Annotated in this window: 16 protein-coding genes; 3 read left to right on the top strand and 13 right to left on the bottom strand. The window is 75.3% G+C overall.

The window, feature by feature from the left end:
* Positions 1–162: 162 nt before the first annotated feature.
* From ABZ861_RS23535 to ABZ861_RS23505, 7 genes are all read right to left on the bottom strand, one after another.
* Positions 163–348, bottom strand: coding sequence for a hypothetical protein (locus ABZ861_RS23535; RefSeq protein ID WP_361633189.1), 186 nt, complete (start codon positions 346–348; stop codon positions 163–165).
* 68 nt (positions 349–416) lie between these two features.
* The gene (locus ABZ861_RS23530; RefSeq protein ID WP_361633188.1) at positions 417–1,106 is read right to left on the bottom strand and encodes a hypothetical protein; all 690 of its coding nucleotides are present in this window, start codon (positions 1,104–1,106) and stop codon (positions 417–419) included.
* Between the two features lie 236 nt (positions 1,107–1,342).
* Complete coding sequence (locus tag ABZ861_RS23525) at positions 1,343–2,140, bottom strand: type III pantothenate kinase (RefSeq protein ID WP_361633186.1); 798 nt, start codon at positions 2,138–2,140, stop codon at positions 1,343–1,345.
* A gap of 7 nt (positions 2,141–2,147) precedes the next feature.
* The gene (nadC, locus tag ABZ861_RS23520) at positions 2,148–3,158 is read right to left on the bottom strand and encodes a carboxylating nicotinate-nucleotide diphosphorylase (RefSeq protein ID WP_361633184.1); all 1,011 of its coding nucleotides are present in this window, start codon (positions 3,156–3,158) and stop codon (positions 2,148–2,150) included.
* A 5-nt stretch (positions 3,159–3,163) separates the two neighbouring features.
* Positions 3,164–4,921 (bottom strand): L-aspartate oxidase, encoded by a 1,758-nt coding sequence (locus ABZ861_RS23515; protein ID WP_361633182.1) that lies wholly within the window; start codon positions 4,919–4,921, stop codon positions 3,164–3,166.
* Positions 4,918–5,934 carry a pantoate--beta-alanine ligase gene (gene panC / locus ABZ861_RS23510; protein ID WP_361633180.1) on the bottom strand — a complete coding sequence of 339 codons (1,017 nt, stop codon included), beginning with the start codon at positions 5,932–5,934 and terminating at the stop codon, positions 4,918–4,920. The genes ABZ861_RS23515 and panC overlap by 4 nt, the downstream gene beginning before the upstream one ends.
* A 127-nt stretch (positions 5,935–6,061) precedes the next feature.
* Complete coding sequence (locus ABZ861_RS23505) at positions 6,062–7,117, bottom strand: DUF2520 domain-containing protein (protein WP_361633178.1); 1,056 nt, start codon at positions 7,115–7,117, stop codon at positions 6,062–6,064.
* A 205-nt stretch (positions 7,118–7,322) separates the two neighbouring features.
* Here ABZ861_RS23505 and ABZ861_RS23500 point away from each other — a divergent pair, with 205 nt between their 5' ends.
* Positions 7,323–8,561, top strand: a complete 1,239-nt coding sequence (locus ABZ861_RS23500) for an aminotransferase class I/II-fold pyridoxal phosphate-dependent enzyme (protein WP_361633176.1) — start codon at positions 7,323–7,325, stop codon at positions 8,559–8,561.
* 397 nt (positions 8,562–8,958) lie between these two features.
* Here ABZ861_RS23500 and ABZ861_RS23495 read toward each other — a convergent pair whose 3' ends face one another.
* Complete coding sequence (locus ABZ861_RS23495) at positions 8,959–9,201, bottom strand: hypothetical protein (RefSeq protein WP_361633174.1); 243 nt, start codon at positions 9,199–9,201, stop codon at positions 8,959–8,961.
* A gap of 239 nt (positions 9,202–9,440) precedes the next feature.
* On the opposite strand from ABZ861_RS23495, the gene ABZ861_RS23490 reads away from it, so the two are divergent.
* Positions 9,441–10,547, top strand: coding sequence for a DUF5937 family protein (locus ABZ861_RS23490; protein ID WP_361633172.1), 1,107 nt, complete (start codon positions 9,441–9,443; stop codon positions 10,545–10,547).
* 223 nt (positions 10,548–10,770) lie between these two features.
* Here ABZ861_RS23490 and ABZ861_RS23485 read toward each other — a convergent pair whose 3' ends face one another.
* A complete protein-coding gene (locus ABZ861_RS23485; protein ID WP_361633170.1) occupies positions 10,771–11,442 on the bottom strand; it encodes a response regulator transcription factor in 672 nt (223 codons plus the stop codon).
* 190 nt (positions 11,443–11,632) lie between these two features.
* A complete protein-coding gene (locus tag ABZ861_RS23480; protein ID WP_361633168.1) occupies positions 11,633–12,838 on the bottom strand; it encodes a sensor histidine kinase in 1,206 nt (401 codons plus the stop codon).
* Positions 12,839–13,210: 372 nt separating this feature from the next.
* Here ABZ861_RS23480 and ABZ861_RS23475 point away from each other — a divergent pair, with 372 nt between their 5' ends.
* Positions 13,211–14,176 (top strand): SAM-dependent methyltransferase, encoded by a 966-nt coding sequence (locus tag ABZ861_RS23475; RefSeq protein ID WP_361633215.1) that lies wholly within the window; start codon positions 13,211–13,213, stop codon positions 14,174–14,176.
* A gap of 120 nt (positions 14,177–14,296) precedes the next feature.
* On the opposite strand, the gene ABZ861_RS23470 is transcribed toward ABZ861_RS23475, so the two are convergent.
* From ABZ861_RS23470 to ABZ861_RS23460, 3 genes are all read right to left on the bottom strand, one after another.
* Complete coding sequence (locus tag ABZ861_RS23470) at positions 14,297–15,448, bottom strand: NADH-quinone oxidoreductase subunit D (protein WP_361633166.1); 1,152 nt, start codon at positions 15,446–15,448, stop codon at positions 14,297–14,299.
* Between the two features lie 217 nt (positions 15,449–15,665).
* On the bottom strand, positions 15,666–17,468 hold the full coding sequence (locus tag ABZ861_RS23465) for a hypothetical protein (protein WP_361633164.1): 1,803 nt from the start codon (positions 17,466–17,468) through the stop codon (positions 15,666–15,668).
* 191 nt (positions 17,469–17,659) lie between these two features.
* Positions 17,660–18,784 (bottom strand): alpha/beta hydrolase-fold protein, encoded by a 1,125-nt coding sequence (locus ABZ861_RS23460; RefSeq protein WP_361633162.1) that lies wholly within the window; start codon positions 18,782–18,784, stop codon positions 17,660–17,662.
* Positions 18,785–18,906 lie beyond the last annotated feature (122 nt).

Below are 18,906 nucleotides of genomic sequence, written 5' to 3'. Positions count from 1 at the left end.
AGGGGACGCGGGTGAGCTTCGCTCGGCGGTTGGCGTTGGCCCGCTCAAGGCGTTCCTCAGCAGCACCGATGACCTCGTCCGGCTCGAGCTCCGGTCCGTGCCGCACCGCCGTACGCCTTCTCCGAGGCTCTTCGGCCTGGGCTGTGCCCTGATCCGGCCGGGTCAGGCGTCGGCGGGGGCGCCGCCGGTCGCGGGCGGGGCGGTCCGCGCGCGCTCCAGGGCGGCGTCGACGGCGGCGTCCTCCTTGGCCTTGGCGGCCCCGCCCTGGGTCTTCACGATCACTCTGACCAGTGCGATGAAGAACGCGGCCATGACGACCGGCGGAAGAAGCGCGGAGACGTATTCCATGGCTCCAGAGTAGCCACGGCGACGGGACAAACAGGGGCGGGGTGGTCGTGGCGAGGCACGCGGCGCGGCTACACGGCCGCGAGCTGCTCCGGGTCCGGCGAGGGCGGGGAGGGCCGGCGAGGCGGGAAGACCTCGCCCGGGGTGGGCACGGGGCGCCGGGGCGGCTGCGGGGCCTGCGGGCCGGACGGCCGGGCGGGCCGGTCGGGGGTCGGGCGCTCGCCCGGCTTGGGCGCGGGGGCGGGCTTACGGGGCGGCTCCTTTCCGGCGCCGCGACAGCCCGGCACGGACGCCGCAGGCGCCAGGACGGCCGCGAGAGGCGCGGGAACGGCCCCTGGAAGCGCGGGGAGGGGGCGCAGGGGGCCGCGGGAGGCCGGGACGGTCGCGGGGGCCGTCTGCTCCCGGCAGCGGCGCAGGAGGGCGGCGGCGGCCGGGGCGCCGCGCAGGGCGCCCAGCGCGGCGAGGTCGTCCGGTCCCGGCAGGTAACCGGCGCCCAGGGCCTCGTCCAGGAGCGCGCAGTAACCGGCGGCCGTGCCGGGCAGCGCGTCGCGGTAGCGGGCGAGGTCGGCCAGCAGGAACGCGCGCAGCCGGGCCGCCTCGCGCATCGCCTCGTCGAGCGATGCGGCCAGGCGCAGGCAGTCCTGCACGTCCTCGACGCGGGCGGGGCGCAGGCAGAGGGCGACGGCGAGGGCGCGGCGGAGCACACGCAGCTCCTCCGCGCCGAACGCCATGCCGCCGCGGGTTCCGTATGGCGTGGGCATAGGGCCGACCATACGCGCTAATCAGACAAACTCGACATAAGGCGCGTCCGTGGCGTAAGGACGTGGTCCGGCGGACGGGGCGTACGGGCGCGCTCTGGCATCCGGGGCGTACGGGCGCCCCGTGGTCACGTCGGCCCGCCCCGATCGGCGCCGAACCGCGCCGACCTACGCCGCCGCCCCGCCCCACCCCGCCCCGACTCGCGCCGACAGGGAGGCGCACGCCGCGGCGTCCCGCCTCACCTGCGCGCCATGTTCCGTTCGTAGACCAGGCGCAGGCCGATCAGCGTCAGCCAGGGCTCGTGCTCGTCGATCGCCGCGGACTCGCCGAGCACCATCGGCGCCAGGCCGCCGGTCGCGATCACGGTGACGTCCTCGGGGTCGTCGGCCAGCTCGCGGGCCATCCGGCTCACCACTCCGTCGACCTGCCCGGCGAACCCGTAGACGATGCCCGCCTGCATGGCCTCGACCGTGTTCTTGCCGATCACGCTGCGCGGCCGGGCCACCTCGATCTTGCGGAGCTGGGCGCCCTTGACGCCGAGCGCCTCGACGGAGATCTCGATGCCGGGGGCGATGACGCCGCCGACGTACTCCCCGCGCGCGGAGACCGCGTCGAACGTCGTCGCGGTGCCGAAGTCCACGACCACCGCCGGGCCGCCGTACAGCTCGACGGCCGCGACCGCGTTGACGATGCGGTCCGCGCCGACCTCCTTGGGGTGGTCGGTCAGGATCGGCACGCCCGTCTTGACGCCCGGCTCGACCAGGACGGCCGGCACGTCGCCGTAGTAGCGCCGCGTCACCTCGCGCAGCTCGTGCAGCACCGAGGGCACGGTGGCGCAGATCGCGATGCCGTCCACGCCGTCGCTCAGGTCGTCGCCGAGCAGCGGGTGCATGCCCATCAGGCCCCGCAGCAGCACGGCCAGTTCGTCGGCCGTGCGGCGGGCGTCGGTGGAGATCCGCCAGTGCTCGACGATGTCCTCCCCGTCGAACAGGCCGAGGACCGTGTGGGTGTTGCCCACGTCGATGGTCAGGAGCATGGCGTCCCTACTCCGCCCCGCGCAGGTCCAGGCCGACGTCCAGGATCGGCGAGGAGTGGGTGAGGGCGCCGACGGCCAGGAAGTCGACGCCGGTCTCGGCGTACTCCCGCGCGTTGTCCAGCGCGAGCCGCCCCGACGCCTCGAGCAGCGCCCGGCCGTGCACGATCGACACGGCCTCCTCGCACTCGCCGGGCGTGAAGTTGTCCAAAAGGATCAGGTCGGCGCCCGCGTCCACCGCCTCGCGCAACTGGTGCAAGGTGTCGACCTCGACCTCGATCGGCAGCTCCGGGAAGGCCTCCCGCACGGCCTGGAACGCCTGGGCCACGCCGCCCGCGGCGATCACGTGGTTGTCCTTGACCAGGGCCGCGTCGGACAGCGACATGCGGTGGTTGACGCCGCCGCCGCAGCGGACGGCGAACTTCTCCAGGGAGCGCAGGCCGGGCGTCGTCTTGCGGGTGTCGCGCACCTTGGTCCCGGTGCCCTCCAGCACGTCCGCCCAGGCGCGCGCGGCGGTCGCGATGCCGGACATCCTGCACAGCAGGTTCAGCGCGCTGCGCTCGGCGGTCAGCAGGTCGCGCGTGCGCGTGGTGACCGACAGCAGCTTCTGCCCGGCCTCGACCCGGTCGCCGTCCTCGACGTGCCGCTCGACCTCGAACTCGTCCGTGCAGACCACGGAGAGGACCGCCTCGGCGACCCGGAGCCCGGCCGCCACGCCGGCCTGCCGCGCGGTGAAGTCGCCGGTGGCGACGGCGTCTTCGGGGATGGTCGCCACGGTCGTCACGTCCACGCCGTGGTCCAGGTCCTCCTGGATCGCCAGGTAGGCGACGTCCTCGACCTCCAGGGGGTCGAGTCCGGCGTCGGCCAGGAGCTGGGCGAGCGCGGGGTCGAGGCCGCACTCCTGCTCCTCGTGGCCCTCGTAGTCCCCGTGCGCGTCGTGCTCGTCGTGCGGGTCCGCGCCGCAGCCGCAGCCGTCGCCGCAGCCGCCGTAGGGGGCGAGGGGAAGGTCGTCGGTGCTCACGTGTGTCACTGCTCCTGGGGACGGCGAGGCGCGGACGCCTCGGGGCGGGTCGGGGGGAAGTGGGCGGATTCCGTCGTGCGCACGACCGGTGCGAAGACGGACGGCGGACCGGGGTCGAGCCGTACGACGATGTGGCGCCGCCAGCGGGCGTCGTCGCGCTCGGCGCGGTCCTCGCGCCAGTGGCAGCCGCGGGTCTCCTCGCGCATCCGCGCGGCGGCGACCAGCACGCGGGCCACGCACAGCAGGTTGGCGGCCTCCCAGGCGTCCACGCCCGGCTCGGCGGCCTTGCGGCCGTCGTCGAGGGCGTCCAGCGCCCGCGTCTGAAGCCGCTCCAGCCGGTCGGCGGCCTCGGCCAGGGACGCGGCGGAGCGCAGCACGCCCGCGCCCTCGGTCATGATCCGCTGGATCGCGAACCGTGCCTCGGGGGCGAGCGGCGGATGCACGGCCGGGGCTGGCGACTCCCCGTGGGCGGCCGGGGGCCGCGGCACGCGCGCGGGCAGCGCGCCGGCCGCCCGCTCGCGGGCGATGTCGGCGGCGATCCGCTCGGCGTAGACCAGGCCCTCCAGGAGGGAGTTGGAGGCCAGCCGGTTGGCGCCGTGGACGCCGGTGCAGGCGACCTCTCCGCACGCGTACAGGCCCGGCACGGTGGTCCGGCCGCGGGAGTCGGCGCGCACGCCCCCGGAGGCGTAGTGGGCGGCCGGGGCGACCGGCACCGGCTCGGTGACCGGGTCGATGCCGTGAGCGCGGCAGGCGGCCAGGATGGTGGGGAAGCGGCGCTCCCACATCGCGGCGCCGAAGTGCCGGGCGTCCAGGAACATGTGCTCGGCGCCCTGCTCCTGCATCCGCCGCGTGATGCCCTTGGCGACGATGTCCCGGGGCGCCAGCTCGGCCAGCTCGTGCTGTCCCACCATGAAGCGCACGCCGTCGGCGTCGACCAGGTGGGCGCCCTCGCCGCGCACCGCCTCCGAGACCAGGGGCTGCTGGCCCTCGGCGTCCGCGCCGAGGAAGAGCACGGTCGGATGGAACTGGACGAACTCCAGGTCGGAGACCTCCGCCCCGGCGCGCAGCGCGAGCGCCACGCCGTCGCCGGTGGACACCGGCGGGTTGGTGGTCGCGGAGAAGACCTGGCCCATGCCGCCGGTCGCCAGCACCACGGCGGGCGCGTGCACGGCGCCCACGCCGTCGTGCTGGCCCTCGCCCATGACGTGCAGGCTCACGCCCGCGGTACGGCCCTCGGCGTCCGTGAGCAGGTCCAGGACGAGCGCGTTCTCGACGGTGCGCAGCCCGCGCGCGCGGACGGCCTCGACCAGCGCGCGGGAGATCTCCGCGCCGGTCGCGTCGCCGCCCGCGTGGGCGATCCGGCGGCGGTGGTGGCCGCCTTCCCGGGTGAGCTGGATGTCCCCCTCGGCGTCGGTGTCGAAGTGCGCGCCGGTGGAGATCAGCCGCCGCACGGCGCCGGGTCCCTCGGTGACGAGGATCCGCACGGCCTCCTCGTCGCACAGGCCGGCGCCGGCCACCAGGGTGTCGTCCAGGTGCTGTTCGGGGGTGTCGCCGTCACCGAGGGCGGCGGCGATGCCGCCCTGGGCCCAGCGGGTGGAGCCGTCGTCCAGGCGGGCCTTGGTGACGACGACCGTGTGCAGTCCGGCGGCCTCGCAGCGCAGGGCTGCGGTCAGCCCGGCCACGCCGGAGCCGACGACCACGACGTCCGCGGTGACGGACCAGCCGGGCTCGGGCGCGTGCAGTCGTACGCCTGTGCCGGTCACGAGGCGGCTCCCTGGGTTCCGGGCGCCAGAGGGGCGCCGAAAGTGAGCGGCAGGTTGTCGATCAGCCGGGTCGCGCCCACCCGGGCGGCGACGGCGAGGACGGCCTCGCCGGTGAAGTCGTCCCCGATCTCGGTGAAGTCGGAGGGGTCGACCAGGGCCAGGTAGTCGAGTTCGAGCGGCGGGACGAGGCGGGCGGCCTCGTCCAGGACCGTCCGGCCCGCGGCCCGGACGGCGGCGGCGCAGGGGGTCGCGCGGGCGACGGCGGCGGCGTCGGCCGCGGCGCGGGACTCCCCGATCGCGCTCAGGGCCTCGGCCCGCGCGCGCGTGGAGGGCACTTCGCGGGCCCGCGCGCGCAGCGCCTCCTGGGCGGCGTGCCGGTCGCGGCCGGCGAACAGGGCGCGGGACAGGGCGAGCGCGGTGTGCCGCTCCGCGGCGGACAGGTAGCGGTTGCGGCTGGACAGGGCCAGGCCGTCGTCCTCGCGCACGGTCGGCACGGCGACGATCTCCACGCCGAAGTTCAGATCGCGCACCATGCGGCGGATCAGGGCGAGCTGCTGGGCGTCCTTCTGGCCGTAGAGGGCGGCGTCGGGGCGGGTCAGGTGCAGCAGCTTGGCGACGACGGTGAGCATGCCGTCGAAGTGGCCCGGCCGCGCGGCGCCCTCCAGGCGCTCGCCCATCGGCCCGGCGCCGATGCGGACCTGGGGGTCGCCGCCCGGGTAGACCTCCTGCGCCGACGGCGCGAACACGACGTCGGCGCCCGCCTGCTCGGCGACCTTGAGGTCCGCCTCCAGGGTGCGCGGGTAGCGGTCGAGGTCCTCGCCCGCGCCGAACTGGAGCGGGTTGACGAAGACGGTGACGACGACCTCGCCGTCGCTCCCGGCTATCCTGCGCGCGCCGCGGATCAGGGTGGCGTGGCCCTCGTGCAGGGCGCCCATGGTCATCACGACGGCACGGCGGCCGCGCCGCTCGCGCGCGTGCAGCTCGTCGGCGGTGCGCAGCAGGGCTGTGGTCATCGGGCGTCTCCGTTCTCGGGCGCCGGGGTCGTCGGGCAGCCCTCTCCTGCGTGGTGCGGCGCCGCCTGGTCCGCCGAGTGCCCCGGGGACGCGGGCGCGATCCGGCGGCCGGGCCCTGTCGCGCGGGTCATCGGCCGTCCCTGTCTTCGCGGTCTTCGCGGTCGTCGCGGTCGTCGGCGTCGTCGCCATGGTCGCCGCCGTCGTCGCGGCCGTCACCGCCGACGTCAGGGCCGCGGCCGTCGCGGCCTCCGGGAGCGCGGCGGGGGCCGTCGGCGCCGTCAGGGCCTTCGGCGAGGACGTCCAGCAGGTCCTCGGCCAGCTCCGGCTTCAGCAGGCCGTGCGCGAGCGCGCGGTCCGCCGTGGCGCGGGCCATCGCGAGGTACCCGGAGACGGCCTGCGGGGCGTGCCGGCGCAGCTCGGCGACGTGGGCGGCCACCGTGCCCGCGTCGCCGCGCGCCACGGGGCCGGTCAGGGCGGCGTCGCCGGAGCGCAGGGCGTTGTCCAGAGCGGCGCCCAGCAACGGGCCGAGCATCCGGGCGGGCGCGCTCACGCCGGACTCGCTCAGCAGCTCCATGGCCTGGGCGACCAGGGTGACCAGGTGGTTGGCGCCCAGAGCGAGGGCGGCGTGGTAGAGCGGGCGCATGTCCTCAGCGATCCACTCCGGCTCGCCGCCCATCTCGATGACCAGGGCCTCGGCGGCCAGCCGCAGCTCCTCGGGGGCGGTGACGCCGAACGAGCATCCGGCCAGCCGCTGCACGTCCACCGGGGTCCCGGTGAAGGTCATCGCCGGGTGCAGGGCCAACGGCAGCGCGCCCGCGCGCAGGGCGGGGTCCAGCACCTTCGCGCCGTACCGTCCGGAGGTATGCACGAGGAGCTGGCCGGGCCGCACGGCGCCGGTCTCGGCGAGGCCCGTGACCAGCCCGGCCAGGGCGTCGTCGGGGACGGTCAGCAGGACCAGCTCGGAGCGCCGCAGCACCTCCGCGGGCGACACCAGGGGGACGCCGGGGAGCATCTGCTCGGCGCGCCTCTGGGAGGCGTCGGAGACCCCGGAGACGGCCACCGGCCGGTGGCCGGCGAGCCGCAGGGACGCGGCGAGCGCGGGGCCCACCCGGCCGGCGCCGACGACGCCGACGGCGAGCCGCGCGGGGCGGTCCCTGGGGTCTGGCTGTTGGCTTGTACTCACGCGACGGCGGCCTTCCCGTTCCAGTCCGCTCGGGGTACCGGACGATTTCTCGTCATGTTAACGCTATAGGTCCCCGGGAAGCTTCGCCGTCCACAGACCGCGCCCGGCGCCGTCCACGGGCGGGGGACGGCGTTGTCCACAGGCGGGGGACGGCGCCCGGTGCGGCCGGGCGATGTGGGGCTGTCCACCGGCGTCCGCGCGCGGCATGATCGCGGGCATGAGCGATACGGCGCAGCAGACGGAGCCGGCCGGCGAGAGCGGGGCGGTCCCGGACGAGGAGCGAGGCCGGGCCGGGACGGCGGTCCCGCACGAGGAACGCCGCGAGCGGCTTCGTGAACGGCGCATGAGCGCGTACCGGAGCGCGGAGCACGTGCTCGCGCGCCCCGGCTTCCGCGGCACCCTGCGGGAAGGGCTGGCGGCGCTGAAGGCGGCCGAGGACGTGTACGACCTCGACGAGCGGTCGGACGCCTACGGCGACGGCGTCGTCGAGGCCCTGGAGCGGCGGATCGCCGGCCTGCTCGGCAAGGAGGCCGCCGCCTTCTTCCCGACCGGCACCATGGCGCAGCAGGTCGCCCTGCGCTGCTGGGCGGCCCGCACCGGCGACCGGGCCGTCGCCCTGCACGCCCTTTCCCACCCCGAGGTGCACGAGCGGCACGCGCTCAGCCAGGTCAGCGGCCTGCGCCCGGTATGGGTGACGACCGAGCCCCGGCAGCCGACCGCCGCCGAGGTGCGCGACCTGGGGGAGCCCTTCGGCACGCTGATGCTCGAACTCCCGCTGCGGGACGCCGGGTTCGTCCTGCCTTCGTGGGACGAGCTGACCGAGGTCGTCGCGGCGGCGCGCGACCGCGACGCGGTGGTGCACTTCGACGGCGCGCGCCTGTGGGAGTCCACCGTGCACTTCGACCGCGCCCTGCCGGAGATCGCGGACCTGGCCGACAGCGTCTACGTCTCGCTGTACAAGTCCCTCGGCGCGTACGGCGGCGCGGCGCTCGCCGGGCCCAGGGAGCTGGTGGAGGAGGCGAAGACCTGGCGCCACCGGTACGGGGGCGCGGTCTTCCAGCAGTTCCCCACCGCCCTCACCGCACTCGCCGGACTGGAGCGGGAACTGCCCCGCCTGCCCGACTACGTGCGCCACGCGCGCGTGGTGGCCGACGCGCTGCGCGAGGGCTTCGCGGCGGCCGGGACGCCGTGGGCGCGGGTGCACCCGGACCCGCCGCACACCCACGAGTTCCAGGTGTGGCTGCCCTACGACGCCGAGGCGCTCATGGAGGCCGCGATCCACGCCGCCGAGGAGACCGGGCGGATGCTCTTCGCGGACGCCTGGACGTCACGGGGCCCCGCCCTGGCGTCCGCCGAGGTCTCCGTACGCGCCGCCGCCCTGCACTGGACGCCGGCCGACGTGCGCGACGCGGTCAGGGAGTTCACCGCCAGAGTGCGGGGCTGACCTCGCCCCGGCGCGGGGCGACCGGCTGCGCGGGACAGCGCCCTGGGCGCGCGGCACGGGGGCCGAGGCGGGCGGGGCAGCGGCCGAGGCAGGCGGGTGCCTAGGCGGGCAGGGCGGCGGCCCAGCGGGCGGTGGCGGTAGGGGGGCCGTAGGGTCGCCAGGCCCGGTGGGTCGCCCAGGCCGTTTGGGTCGCCGCGCCGTGCGGTCGCAAAAGCGGGCGGCTCACAGAGCCATGCGGCCCGAAGACTCGCACGGCCTCGAACCCTAGGGCTCGCGACCGTGCGGCTCACAGACGTACGGCTCATAGGCCGCGCACGGCTTGCCCAACGTACGGCTCACAGGCCGGGCGGCTCGCAGGCCGTAGGGCTCACGACCGTGCAGCTCGCAGACCGCTCGGTCAGCACGCCGAGCGCGCGCTCCCGCGCAGCCGCTCGCCGAGGAGACGGCCGAGGCGGCCGCGTGCCGGGCGGGCCGCCCGTGCCGTCCGGAACCGGAACCGGAACCGGCGTCCGCGCGGCTCGCGTGACGCGCGCAGCTCGCGCAGGACCTGGAGGTCGTGGCGGCCCGGAAGCGGCGGGGAGGGCTCTCCGCGCTGGCGGGCTCGGAGCATGTCGAGGAAGTACTGCTCAGTGATGCTCATGGCGTATCCCTTCTCGGGGTCTCGGGGTCTCGGGGTCTCGGGGTCTCGGGGTCCCGGGGGTCCCGGGGTCCGGGGGTCCCGGGTTCTCGGGTCCCGGGTTCTGGGACCCGGAGCGGCCGGGCGCCGCGGCTGTCCCGGCGATGACCCAGGCTGCGCCGGTCGGCGGGCGAAGTCCCGTCGATTGACCGCCGCCGTCAATCGGGGGCCTCGCTGTCAGTGGCGGCGTGCACCATGGGGGCATGAGCGTGCACATCGACATCGCGGGGCTGCGTCCGGAGCGGATCGCCGTCGTGCCGTCGCCGCTGGCCGAGCTGGGCATGGCGCTGCACGCACTGTCCGAGCCGGGGCACCACCCGGGCCTCCAGAGCTGGGTCACGGGCGTGACCGCCGGCCTCGACCCGCACCTGGCCGACCGGATGTGCGAGGCGGACTTCCTGTGGCGGACGACGTCCTCCGACCTGTTCGTGCCGGCCGCGGGCGTCCCGGGCGGGACCGCCCTGCCCGGCCAGGACCTCGCCGGTGAGCTGGACCTGCTCGACAAGCTCTCCGACCAGCAGTTCACGGAAGCAGCCCTGGAGTTCACCTGCGCCCTGGACTACGGCGCCCCCGGCCGCGGCCCGCTCGACGACCCCGTGATCCGCCGCCGCGCCCTGGACCTGGCCGCCGCGCGCGGGCCGCACCAGCTCCGCTTCACCGAGCGGCTGCTGGACGAACCGCCCCGGATCCGGGCCTGGCTGCGGCAGTTCCTCCAGGACTGCGACGAGGCGTTCTTCGCGGACGCCTGGTCACGGCTGCGCCGCCAGCTCGCGGCGGACGCCCGGCACAAGACGGAGGTGCTGCGCCGCAAGGGCCTGGCCGGGGCCTTGGCCGCGGTGTCCTCGGCGGTGGTCTTGGACGAGGCGGCCGGGACGATCACCGTGGACAAGATCGGCGCGGGCCGGGGCGCCACTGCGGGCGGCGGCCTGCTGCTCGTGCCGACGAGCCTGGGCTGGCCGCACCTGATGGTTCTTCAGCGGCGCGGCTGGACGCCGGTGCTGCACTACCCGGTCGGCTCGCCGGAGATGGCCGCCCCGCCCTCGGTGGAGCGGCTGACCCGGCGGATGACCGCGCTCTCCCACCCGGTGCGCATGCGGCTCTGCCGCAGCCTGGCCCGCAGCGCGTTCACCACCGGCGAGCTGGCCCTCGAGCTTGAGATGACGGCGCCCGAGATATCCCGGCACCTGAGCGTGCTGAAGAAGGCGGACCTGGTGACCGCGCGGCGCCGGGGCCGGTACGTGTACCACCAGCTAGACGTGACGGCGGTGGCCCGGCTGGGCAGCGACTTCCTGGAGGGCATCCTGCGCTGAGCCGCCGTCCGGACCGCCAGCCGCGCTGAGGACGCCCCCAGCCGGACCGCGAACGTTCCCCCAGCCGCACTGCGGACGGTCCCCCAGCCGCACTGCGGACGGTCCCCCAGCCGCACTGCGGACGGTCCCCCAGTCGGACCGCGAACGGCCCCCCGCCGGACCGCGGACGGTCCCCCGGCCGAACGGACGCGCCCGGCGCCGGCCGCTGCCGCCGCGCGACCGCTCAGCCGTGTCCGCCCGCCCGGACCAGCCCCGTCTCGTAGGCCAGCACCACCACCTGCACCCGGTCGCGCAGGCCCAGCTTGGTCAGGATGCGGCCCACGTGGGTCTTCACGGTCGCCTCGGACAGCACCAGCCGGGCGGCGATCTCGCCGTTCGACAGCCCCTGCGCGACCAGCACCATGACCTCGCGCTCGCGTTCGGTGAGGCGTTTCAGCTCCGCGTGCCGGGGCTGGCCGCCGCCGGCCGGCAGCATCGGCGCGAACCGGTCGAGCAGGCGGCGGGTGGTGGACGGCGCGACCACGGCGTCGCCGCTGTGCACGGCGCGGATCGCCGCGAGCAGGTCGCCGGGCGGCACGTCCTTGAGCATGAACCCGGAGGCGCCGGCCTTCAGCCCGGAGAAGGCGTACTCGTCCAGGTCGAAGGTGGTCAGGATGAGCACCTTGGGCGGGTCGGGCTCGGAGCAGATGCGCCGGGTGGTCTCCACTCCGTCCAGCTTGGGCATGCGCACGTCCATCAGGACCACGTCGACCTCGGTCGACCGCAGCTCCAGCAGGGCCTCGACGCCGTCGCCCGCCTCGGCGACGACCTCCATGTCCGGCTGGGCGGCCAGCACCATCCGGAATCCGGTGCGCAGCAGCACCTGGTCGTCGACGAGCATCACGCGGATCGCCATCGGGCTCCTCTTCTACGGCGTTCGGTTTCGGCTTCTGCGGGCGTTCGGTCCCGGCCGCGGAGGGACCGGGCACGGGTGGGGACAAGGACTCACGGGCGGGGACGAGGGCTCACGGGCGGGGACAAGGGCTAGGACAGGCGGGTAAAGGGCAGAGAGGTGAAAGGCGTCGGCGCGGGGGCGCGCGTCGGCGTCAGTGCGCCGGTTTGAGCGGCAACAGGACGCTGATGCGGAAGCCTCCCCCTGGGCGCGGCCCCGCGTCCAGGGTGCCGCCGACCATGCCGACGCGTTCGCGCATGCCGATCAGGCCGTGCCCCTGCCCGTCGGCGCCGCCCTCCTCGTACAGCTCGTGCGGGGCGCCCTTGCCGTCGTCCTCGACGAGGAGGCCGAGGCCGTCGTCGAAGTAGACCAGCCGCACGCTCGCCCCGGCCTTCGGCCCGCCGTGCTTGCGGGTGTTGGTCAGGGCCTCCTGCACGATCCGGTACGCGGTCAGCTCGACGCCGCTGGGCAGCGGGCGCGGGCTGCCCTCGACGCGGAAGTCGACCGGCAGGCCCGATCGCCGGCACTGCTCGACCAGCTCCTTGATCTGCTCCACGTCGGGCTGCGGCACGTACTCGCCGCTCTCCTGGCGCTCCCCGGTGCGCAGCACGCCGAGCAGGCGGCGCATCTCGGCGAGGGCCTGCCGTCCGGTGGAGGAGATCGTCTCCAGGGCCTGCTTCGCCTGGTCGGGCGCGGCGTCCAGCACGTAGGCGGCGCCGTCGGCCTGCACCACCATCACCGACACGTTGTGCGCCACCACGTCGTGCAGCTCGCGGGCGATCCGGGCCCGTTCGGCGGCCACCGCGACCTTGGACTGCGCCTCGCGCTCCTTCTCCAGGCGGGCGGCCCGCTCCTCCAGTTGCGCGAAGTAGGCGCGGCGGGTGCGCAGGGAGTCGCCCAGCACCCAGGCGAGCACGAAGGGCACCGTCTGGAAGACCGCCATCGCGATGCCGCCGAGCACGCTCGACTCGTGCTGCGGCCAGCGGATCTGCGCCAGCGGCGCCGCGCACATCCCGCCGGCCAGGGCGAGCCGGGACGCCCAGCGGGCGCCGATCGCGGCGGCCGTGTAGACGATCACGAGCATGGCGAAGTCGGCGGCCGTCGTCTCGACGTCCAGGACGAGCTGCACCACGCCCACGGCCCCCGCCAGCAGCACCGTCTTCTCCGGCACGCGGCGGCGCAGCGCGACCGCCGCGCACAGGACGGCGGACACCGCCAGCGTCCCGGCGAACGTCCCGCGGTGGTCCGGCGCGCCGGTGAGGCTGACCGCGCTCGCGCAGGACAGCCCGAACAGGACGACGGCCCAGAAGCCGTCGACCCACATCGGGTGCCTGCCGAGGAAGTCGTAAAGGCGCTGCACGTGACCCAGCGTAGGGAAAGAGGACCGGCGAGAGGGTCACCCGGAGGACCGATCCCCGCCTCGCGCGCGTACGCCGCAAGGTGGAGGCCGTGCCCACGGGCGGCCCCTGGCGCCTCCTTCCGGATCAGCCTCGCCCTGGAAACGCCGTCAGGCTCGACCTGGAAACGCCGTCAGGCTCGACCCGGAGGCACCGTCAGCCTCGGCATGGAGACCCCTTCAGGCTCGGCCGGGAAGCGCCCGGCGGCCTTCGTCCGGCCGCAGCACTAGGGTGGCGGGGTGGCGGAGGCAGCGGCGGGCGAGCGGGCGGATGGCCCGCCGACGGGCGGCGCGGCGGACGAGTGGCGCGGCTGGCGGGCGGCGACCGAGGAGGCCCTGTACGGGCCGGACGGCTTCTACCGGCGGCCCGAGGGACCCGCCGGGCACTTCCGCACCTCCGTGCACGCCTCCCCGCTGTTCGCGACCGCGGTGGCGCGGCTGCTGTGCCGGGTGGACGAGCTGCTGGGGCGCCCGGCGCGGCTGGACTTCGTCGACATGGCGGCCGGGCGGGGCGAGCTGGCCGCCGGGGTGCTCGCCGCGCTGCCCGCCGAGACGGCCTCCCGCGCGCGGGTGCGCGCCGTCGAGATCGCCGGGCGCCCGCCGGGACTCGATCGCCGGATCGCATGGGAGGCGGCGCCCCCGCAGGAGGTCACGGGACTGCTGTTCGCCAACGAGTGGCTGGACAATGTGCCGGTGGAGGCGGCCGAGACGGACGCCGCGGGCGTGGTCCGGCGCGTCGAGGTCCGCCGCGACGGCGCCGAACGGCTCGGGGCGCCGGTGACCGGGGAGGACGCCGCGTGGCTGGCCCGCTGGTGGCCGCTGCCGGCCGAGCAGGGCCTGCGCGCGGAGATCGGACGGCCCCGTGACGCCGTCTGGGCCGCCGCGGCCTCCCGCGTGCGGCGGGGTGTTGCGGTCGCCGTCGACTACGCGCACACCGCCCGGACCCGGCCGCCCTTCGGGACGCTCACCGGCTTCAAGGAGGGCCGCGAGACGGCGCCCGTGCCGGACGGCGCCTGCGACATCACCGCGCACGTCGCTCTGGACGCGTGCGCCGCCGCGCTGCCCGGCGCCCGCCTGTGCACGCAGCGCGAGGCGCTGCACGCCCTCGGGATCACCGGCGCACGCCCGTCGCCCGCGCTCGCCTCCGCGCGCCCGGCGGAGTACGTACGCGCTCTCGCCCGCGCCGGGGAGGCAGCCGAGCTGACCGCGCCGGACGGCCTCGGCGGCTTCGGCTGGCTGGTCCGACCGGTCGGCGTCCCGGACTCGCTGACCGGAGGAACCGGCGCCGCTGATCCCGGCTGACCGGAGGAGCCGGCTCCGCCGATCCCCGCCGACGATCCCCGGCCGCCCGATCCCCGCCGACGATCGTCGCCGACCGGAAGCATCGACTCCGCTTGCCCCCGTCGACCGGCGCCGCCGCCCTTACTTGTCGATGTCGCCGACCACGAAGAACATCGATCCGAGGATGGCCACCATGTCGGCCACCAGCGTTCCCGGCAGCAGCTCGGTGAGGGCCTGGATGTTGTTGAACGACGCCGAGCGGAGCTTCAGCCGGTACGGGGTCTTCTCGCCCTTGCTGACCAGGTAGTAGCCGTTGATGCCGAGCGGGTTCTCGGTCCACGCGTAGGTGTGCCCCTCGGGGGCCTTGAGGACCTTGGGCAGCCGCTGGTTCACCGGGCCGGGCGGCAGCTCCGCCAGCCGGTCCAGGCAGGCGGCGGCGAGGTCGAGGGCGTTGTGCGTCTGCCCCAGCAAGCACTCGAAGCGGGCCAGGCAGTCGCCCTCCTGCCGGGTGACCACCGTCAGGACGTCCCGCAGCTCCCCGTACGCCAGATACGGCTCGTCCCGGCGCAGGTCGAAGTCGACGCCCGAGGCGCGGGCGAGGGGGCCGCTCACTCCGTAGGCATGCACGGCCCGCGGCGAGAGCACGCCCACGCCGCGCGTACGGCCCCGGAAGATCTCGTTGCCGAGCACCAGGTCGTCGAAGACGTCCATGCGCGAGCGCACCGCGGCGACGGCCTCCCGCGCCCGCCCGGCCCAGCCCGCGGGCAGGTCCTCCTTCAGGCCGCCGACGCGGTTGAACATGTAGTGCATGCGGCCGCCGGAGACCTCTTCCATCACGTTCTGGAGGATCTCCCGCTCCCGGAAGGCGTAGAACACCGGCGTGATGCCGCCCAGCTCCAGCGGATAGGAGCCGAGGAACATCAGGTGGTTGAGCACCCGGTTCAGCTCCGCCAGCAGGGTGCGCAGCCACACCGCCCGCTCGGGCACCTCCATGCCGAGCATCCGCTCCACGGCGAGCACCACGCCCAGCTCGTTGGAGAACGCCGACAGCCAGTCATGACGGTTGGCCAGCATGATGATCTGACGGTAATCCCGCGCCTCGAACAGCTTCTCCGCCCCGCGGTGCATGTAGCCGACCACCGGCTCCGCGCGCAGGATGCGCTCGCCGTCCAGCACCAGTTTCAGCCGCAGCACACCGTGGGTGGACGGGTGCTGGGGGCCGATGTTGAGCACCATGTCGGTGCTCTCCGCGGCGCCGCCGATCCCGACCGTGGTCTCCGTCGTGGGCGTCATGCGCCCAGTCTCCCCTACGGGCTCTCCGCCGCGCGCTCGCACCCGGGCGCCCGCGAAGCCGGGGCCGCCCACCGGACAGCGGAGTCGTCCATCGGACAGCGGAGTCGTCCACCGGACAGCGGTGAGGGGCGCGGGCCCGGGGCGTGCGCTCCCCGGGGCCGCGCCCCTCACCGTCCCGGTCTACGTCGCGACCGTCCCGGTCTTCGTCGCGGCTCCGTCAGGACGCCGCGCCCCGCAGACGCTGCACGTCGATCCGCTCCGTCTCGTCGTGGGCCGTCAGGTCGATGACCTGGCCCACGACGCGGGCCTCGGCGCCGACCCGCTTGTACCGGGACTCGGACTCGGCCTTGTGCAGGGCGAGGGCCTCCGGGCCCACGACGTCGGCCAGATCCTCGTTCTGAACGGCCTCCAGGGCCTCGGACTCCTCCCCCTTCGTGCCGAAGAAGTCGAATCCGCCCTCGACCGCCGGGCGCCGCGCGGGCGCGGACGGCACGACGGCCACCGCGGTCGGCACGGTGAAGTGGCCCGCGGGCCGCCGCGGGGACCCGGCCGTCGCGGACGGCGCGGACGGCGCGGCGGGCTCCGCCGCGCCGAGGGTCTTCGCGGAAGCCGCGGTCTCCGGGGAAGCGGCGTGCTCCGCCACAGCGGCCGTCTCCGCACGAGCCTTCGCCTCAGCCGCAACGGTCGTCTCCGCAGGAGCATTCGCCCCCGCCGCAACGGGCGCCTTCCCGGGAGCAGTCGCCTCAGCCGCAGCAGTCGCCTCAGCCGCAACGGTCGTCTCCGTGGCAGCAGTCGCCCCCGCCACGACGGGCGCCTCCCCGAAAGCGGTCGCCTCCGCCGGGGCAGTCACTTCAGCGGGAGCGGCCGTCCCGGCCGGGCGGGCGGAACGGGTCGGGACGCCGTGGGCACCGGCCTCAGCGGCGCCGCCGCCCCCGCCGGCCGCGTCCGCCCCACGCTCTTCCTCGCGCTCACCCGCGAAAGGGTCGGCGACCGCGTGCTCGTGCGCGTCGGCCGCCCGGGACTTCCCCCGCGCCTCGTCCTCCTGCGCGGAACGCTCACCGGCGCCGTGCTCCCGGCCGACGGCCGGTTCCCGCGTCGGCGCGGCCTCCGCGTCCAGCCGCGCCAGCGCGGCGGCGGCCCGCCGGAACAGCCGGCCGCCCTCCGGGGTGAACACGGCGGGGGCCGCGACCACCGCTTGTTCCTCGGCGTCCCGCTCCTCTACGTCGCGCACGGCCCCGGCGCCGTCGCGGCCGCCCGGTCCGCCGACCGCCGCACCGCCACGCGCCTGCGCACCAGCCAACGGCTCTGGGCCGGCATCGCCGCGGATGCTCGCACCGCCACGCGCCTGCCCACCAGCACTCGCCTGGGCCCCAGCGTTCGCCTGAGCACCAGCGGCCGCCTGGGCGCCGTCGCTCCCCGGCACGCCGACCTTCTCCTGAGCGCCGTCGCTCTCCCGCACACCGGCCCTCGCCTCGGCGCCGGCGCCGCTCACCGATTCGCCGGCGCCGCTCACCGCGTCGTCGGCGGACCGGGCGGCGGGGAGGGCCAGCGCGGACGAGCCCGGACCGGCCTCCAGCTCCAGCAGACGCCGTCCCTCCAGGGCGCTGGCGCGCTCGGTCTCCGCCGTGGCGTACCGGCGCAGCAGCGACGCGTGCTCGCCCCGCAGCCCGGTCAGCTCGGCGCGCTTGGCCCGCAGCTTCTGCTCCAGACGGCCGCGCAGCTCGCGCGACTCCTCCAGGTCGGACTCCAGTTCGGCGACCCGCTCCTCGAAGCGCCATTCGTCGCTCGCCCGCGCCCGCGTGAGATCGGCGACCTGGCGGCCCGCCTGCGTGTCCCAGCGGCGCATGACGATCGCACCGGCGACCGCCGTGAGCGCGGCGGCCGCGGCGAGGGACCGCAGCACCACGGGCGCCGTGAGCACCCAGGGGACCAGGGCGCAGACCAGGGACACGCCGGCGATCGCCGAGGGAGGCAACAGCCTGTGCAAGGGCGGGGAATGGCGGTGACGTCCACTTGGCATGGCCAGAAACTTACCGCGCGTAGGCGAATCATGGTGGGCCGCCCCGTAAAAAGGCGGCCATACCGAAACCTTCACACGCCGCGGTGACTTCGCGGCCGCGACCGAACGCGTGGCGGCCCGAGTCCGGCGCGCGCACGGTTCAATTAAGCGGCCTTCTCGGCGGCGGACGCCGCGCTTTTCATGATCGCCCCTCAGCGGTCGCTCAGCCGTCCGCTGAGCCACTGGAGCGCCGCCGGGATCTCCCGCTTCCAGGTGTTGAAGTTGTGCCCGCCGCTGTCCAGGATGATCGAGGCGATGCGGGTCTTGTGCGTGGCCTTGACCGCGTCGATGAACTTCAGCGTGTTCCGGTAGTCGGGCTCCCCGTGCCGACTGCTGGTGACGAGCAGTGAAGTGTCGGGCGCGGGCCCGTGCTTGATGCACCAGATCAGATCCGCGCGATTGCGCAGAACGCCGTTCCCGTGGAAGAGATCGCCCGTGGTCGGGTCGGTCGGCGCTTTGAAGTACGGCGACAGGCCGGCCCCCGCGGCGTACACCTCGGGATGGTGCACGGCGAGTTTCAACGCGCAGTAACCGCCCGTGGAATCACCGATGACGCCCCAGCTTGCCGGTTTCTTTCCGACCCGGTAGTGCGCGAGGACGGCGTCGGGCAGATCCTTGGCGAAGAACGACTCGGTCTGCGGGCCGCCGGGAATGTCCGCGCACTCCGTGTCGCGCGGCGGCGCCACGGTCGGACGGAGCATCACCAGGATCATCGGCTGCATCCGGCCGTTCTTGGCCAGCTTCTGCGCGGTGCCGGGGTAGTCGAGCTTGCTGACCAGCGCCTGGGCGGTGCCCGGGTAGCCGGTGAGGACCACCGTCGTCGGGAACGTCCGCGTGCGGTACTGCGGTTGGAAGTACTCCGGCGGCAGGTATATCAGCGCGGGCGAGGCGATGTGGGTGGTGCGCCCCACGACGTCGACCTTCTGGATCTCGCCGGCCGTCTGCGGCTGGCCGCCGCCGATCCCCTTGACCCGCTGGGTGCCGACCACCTCGAGCGGGCCGCCGTCGCCGCCCGCGCCGTGATCGACGACGACGCCCGGCGCGGTCTCCTGGCCGAACAGGTCCGCCCAGCTCGCGTAGAAGCCGAAGGTCTGGTTCGCGAGGAGGCCGGCGCAGGCGAAGAGAGCCGCCTGCGTGGCCAGCAGGATGCCGACGCGTCCGCTGACGGCCCACCAGTCGCGGCGCGCCAGACGCGGCCACAGCCAGACTGTGGCGACGAACAGCAGCACGGCCAGCACGACCGCCAGTACCAGCACTTTTTTGCTCGTGAGACCCATCGGCTCTTTCCTGCCTGCGCTTTCGTCCCGGGATCGTCGGCGCATCCTTGGCCAGGGCTTGCCCCGGGCTTTCCCTGGCTTTTGACCCGGATTTCGGGCGGGGAGTGAACCTCCCTCCCCCG

The sequence above is a fragment of the Streptomyces sp. NPDC046985 genome (genome assembly GCF_040644415.1).
In the GTDB taxonomy this organism is placed as follows: Bacteria; Actinomycetota; Actinomycetes; order Streptomycetales; family Streptomycetaceae; genus Streptomyces.
This window is presented reverse-complemented; position numbering and strand designations above follow the sequence as displayed.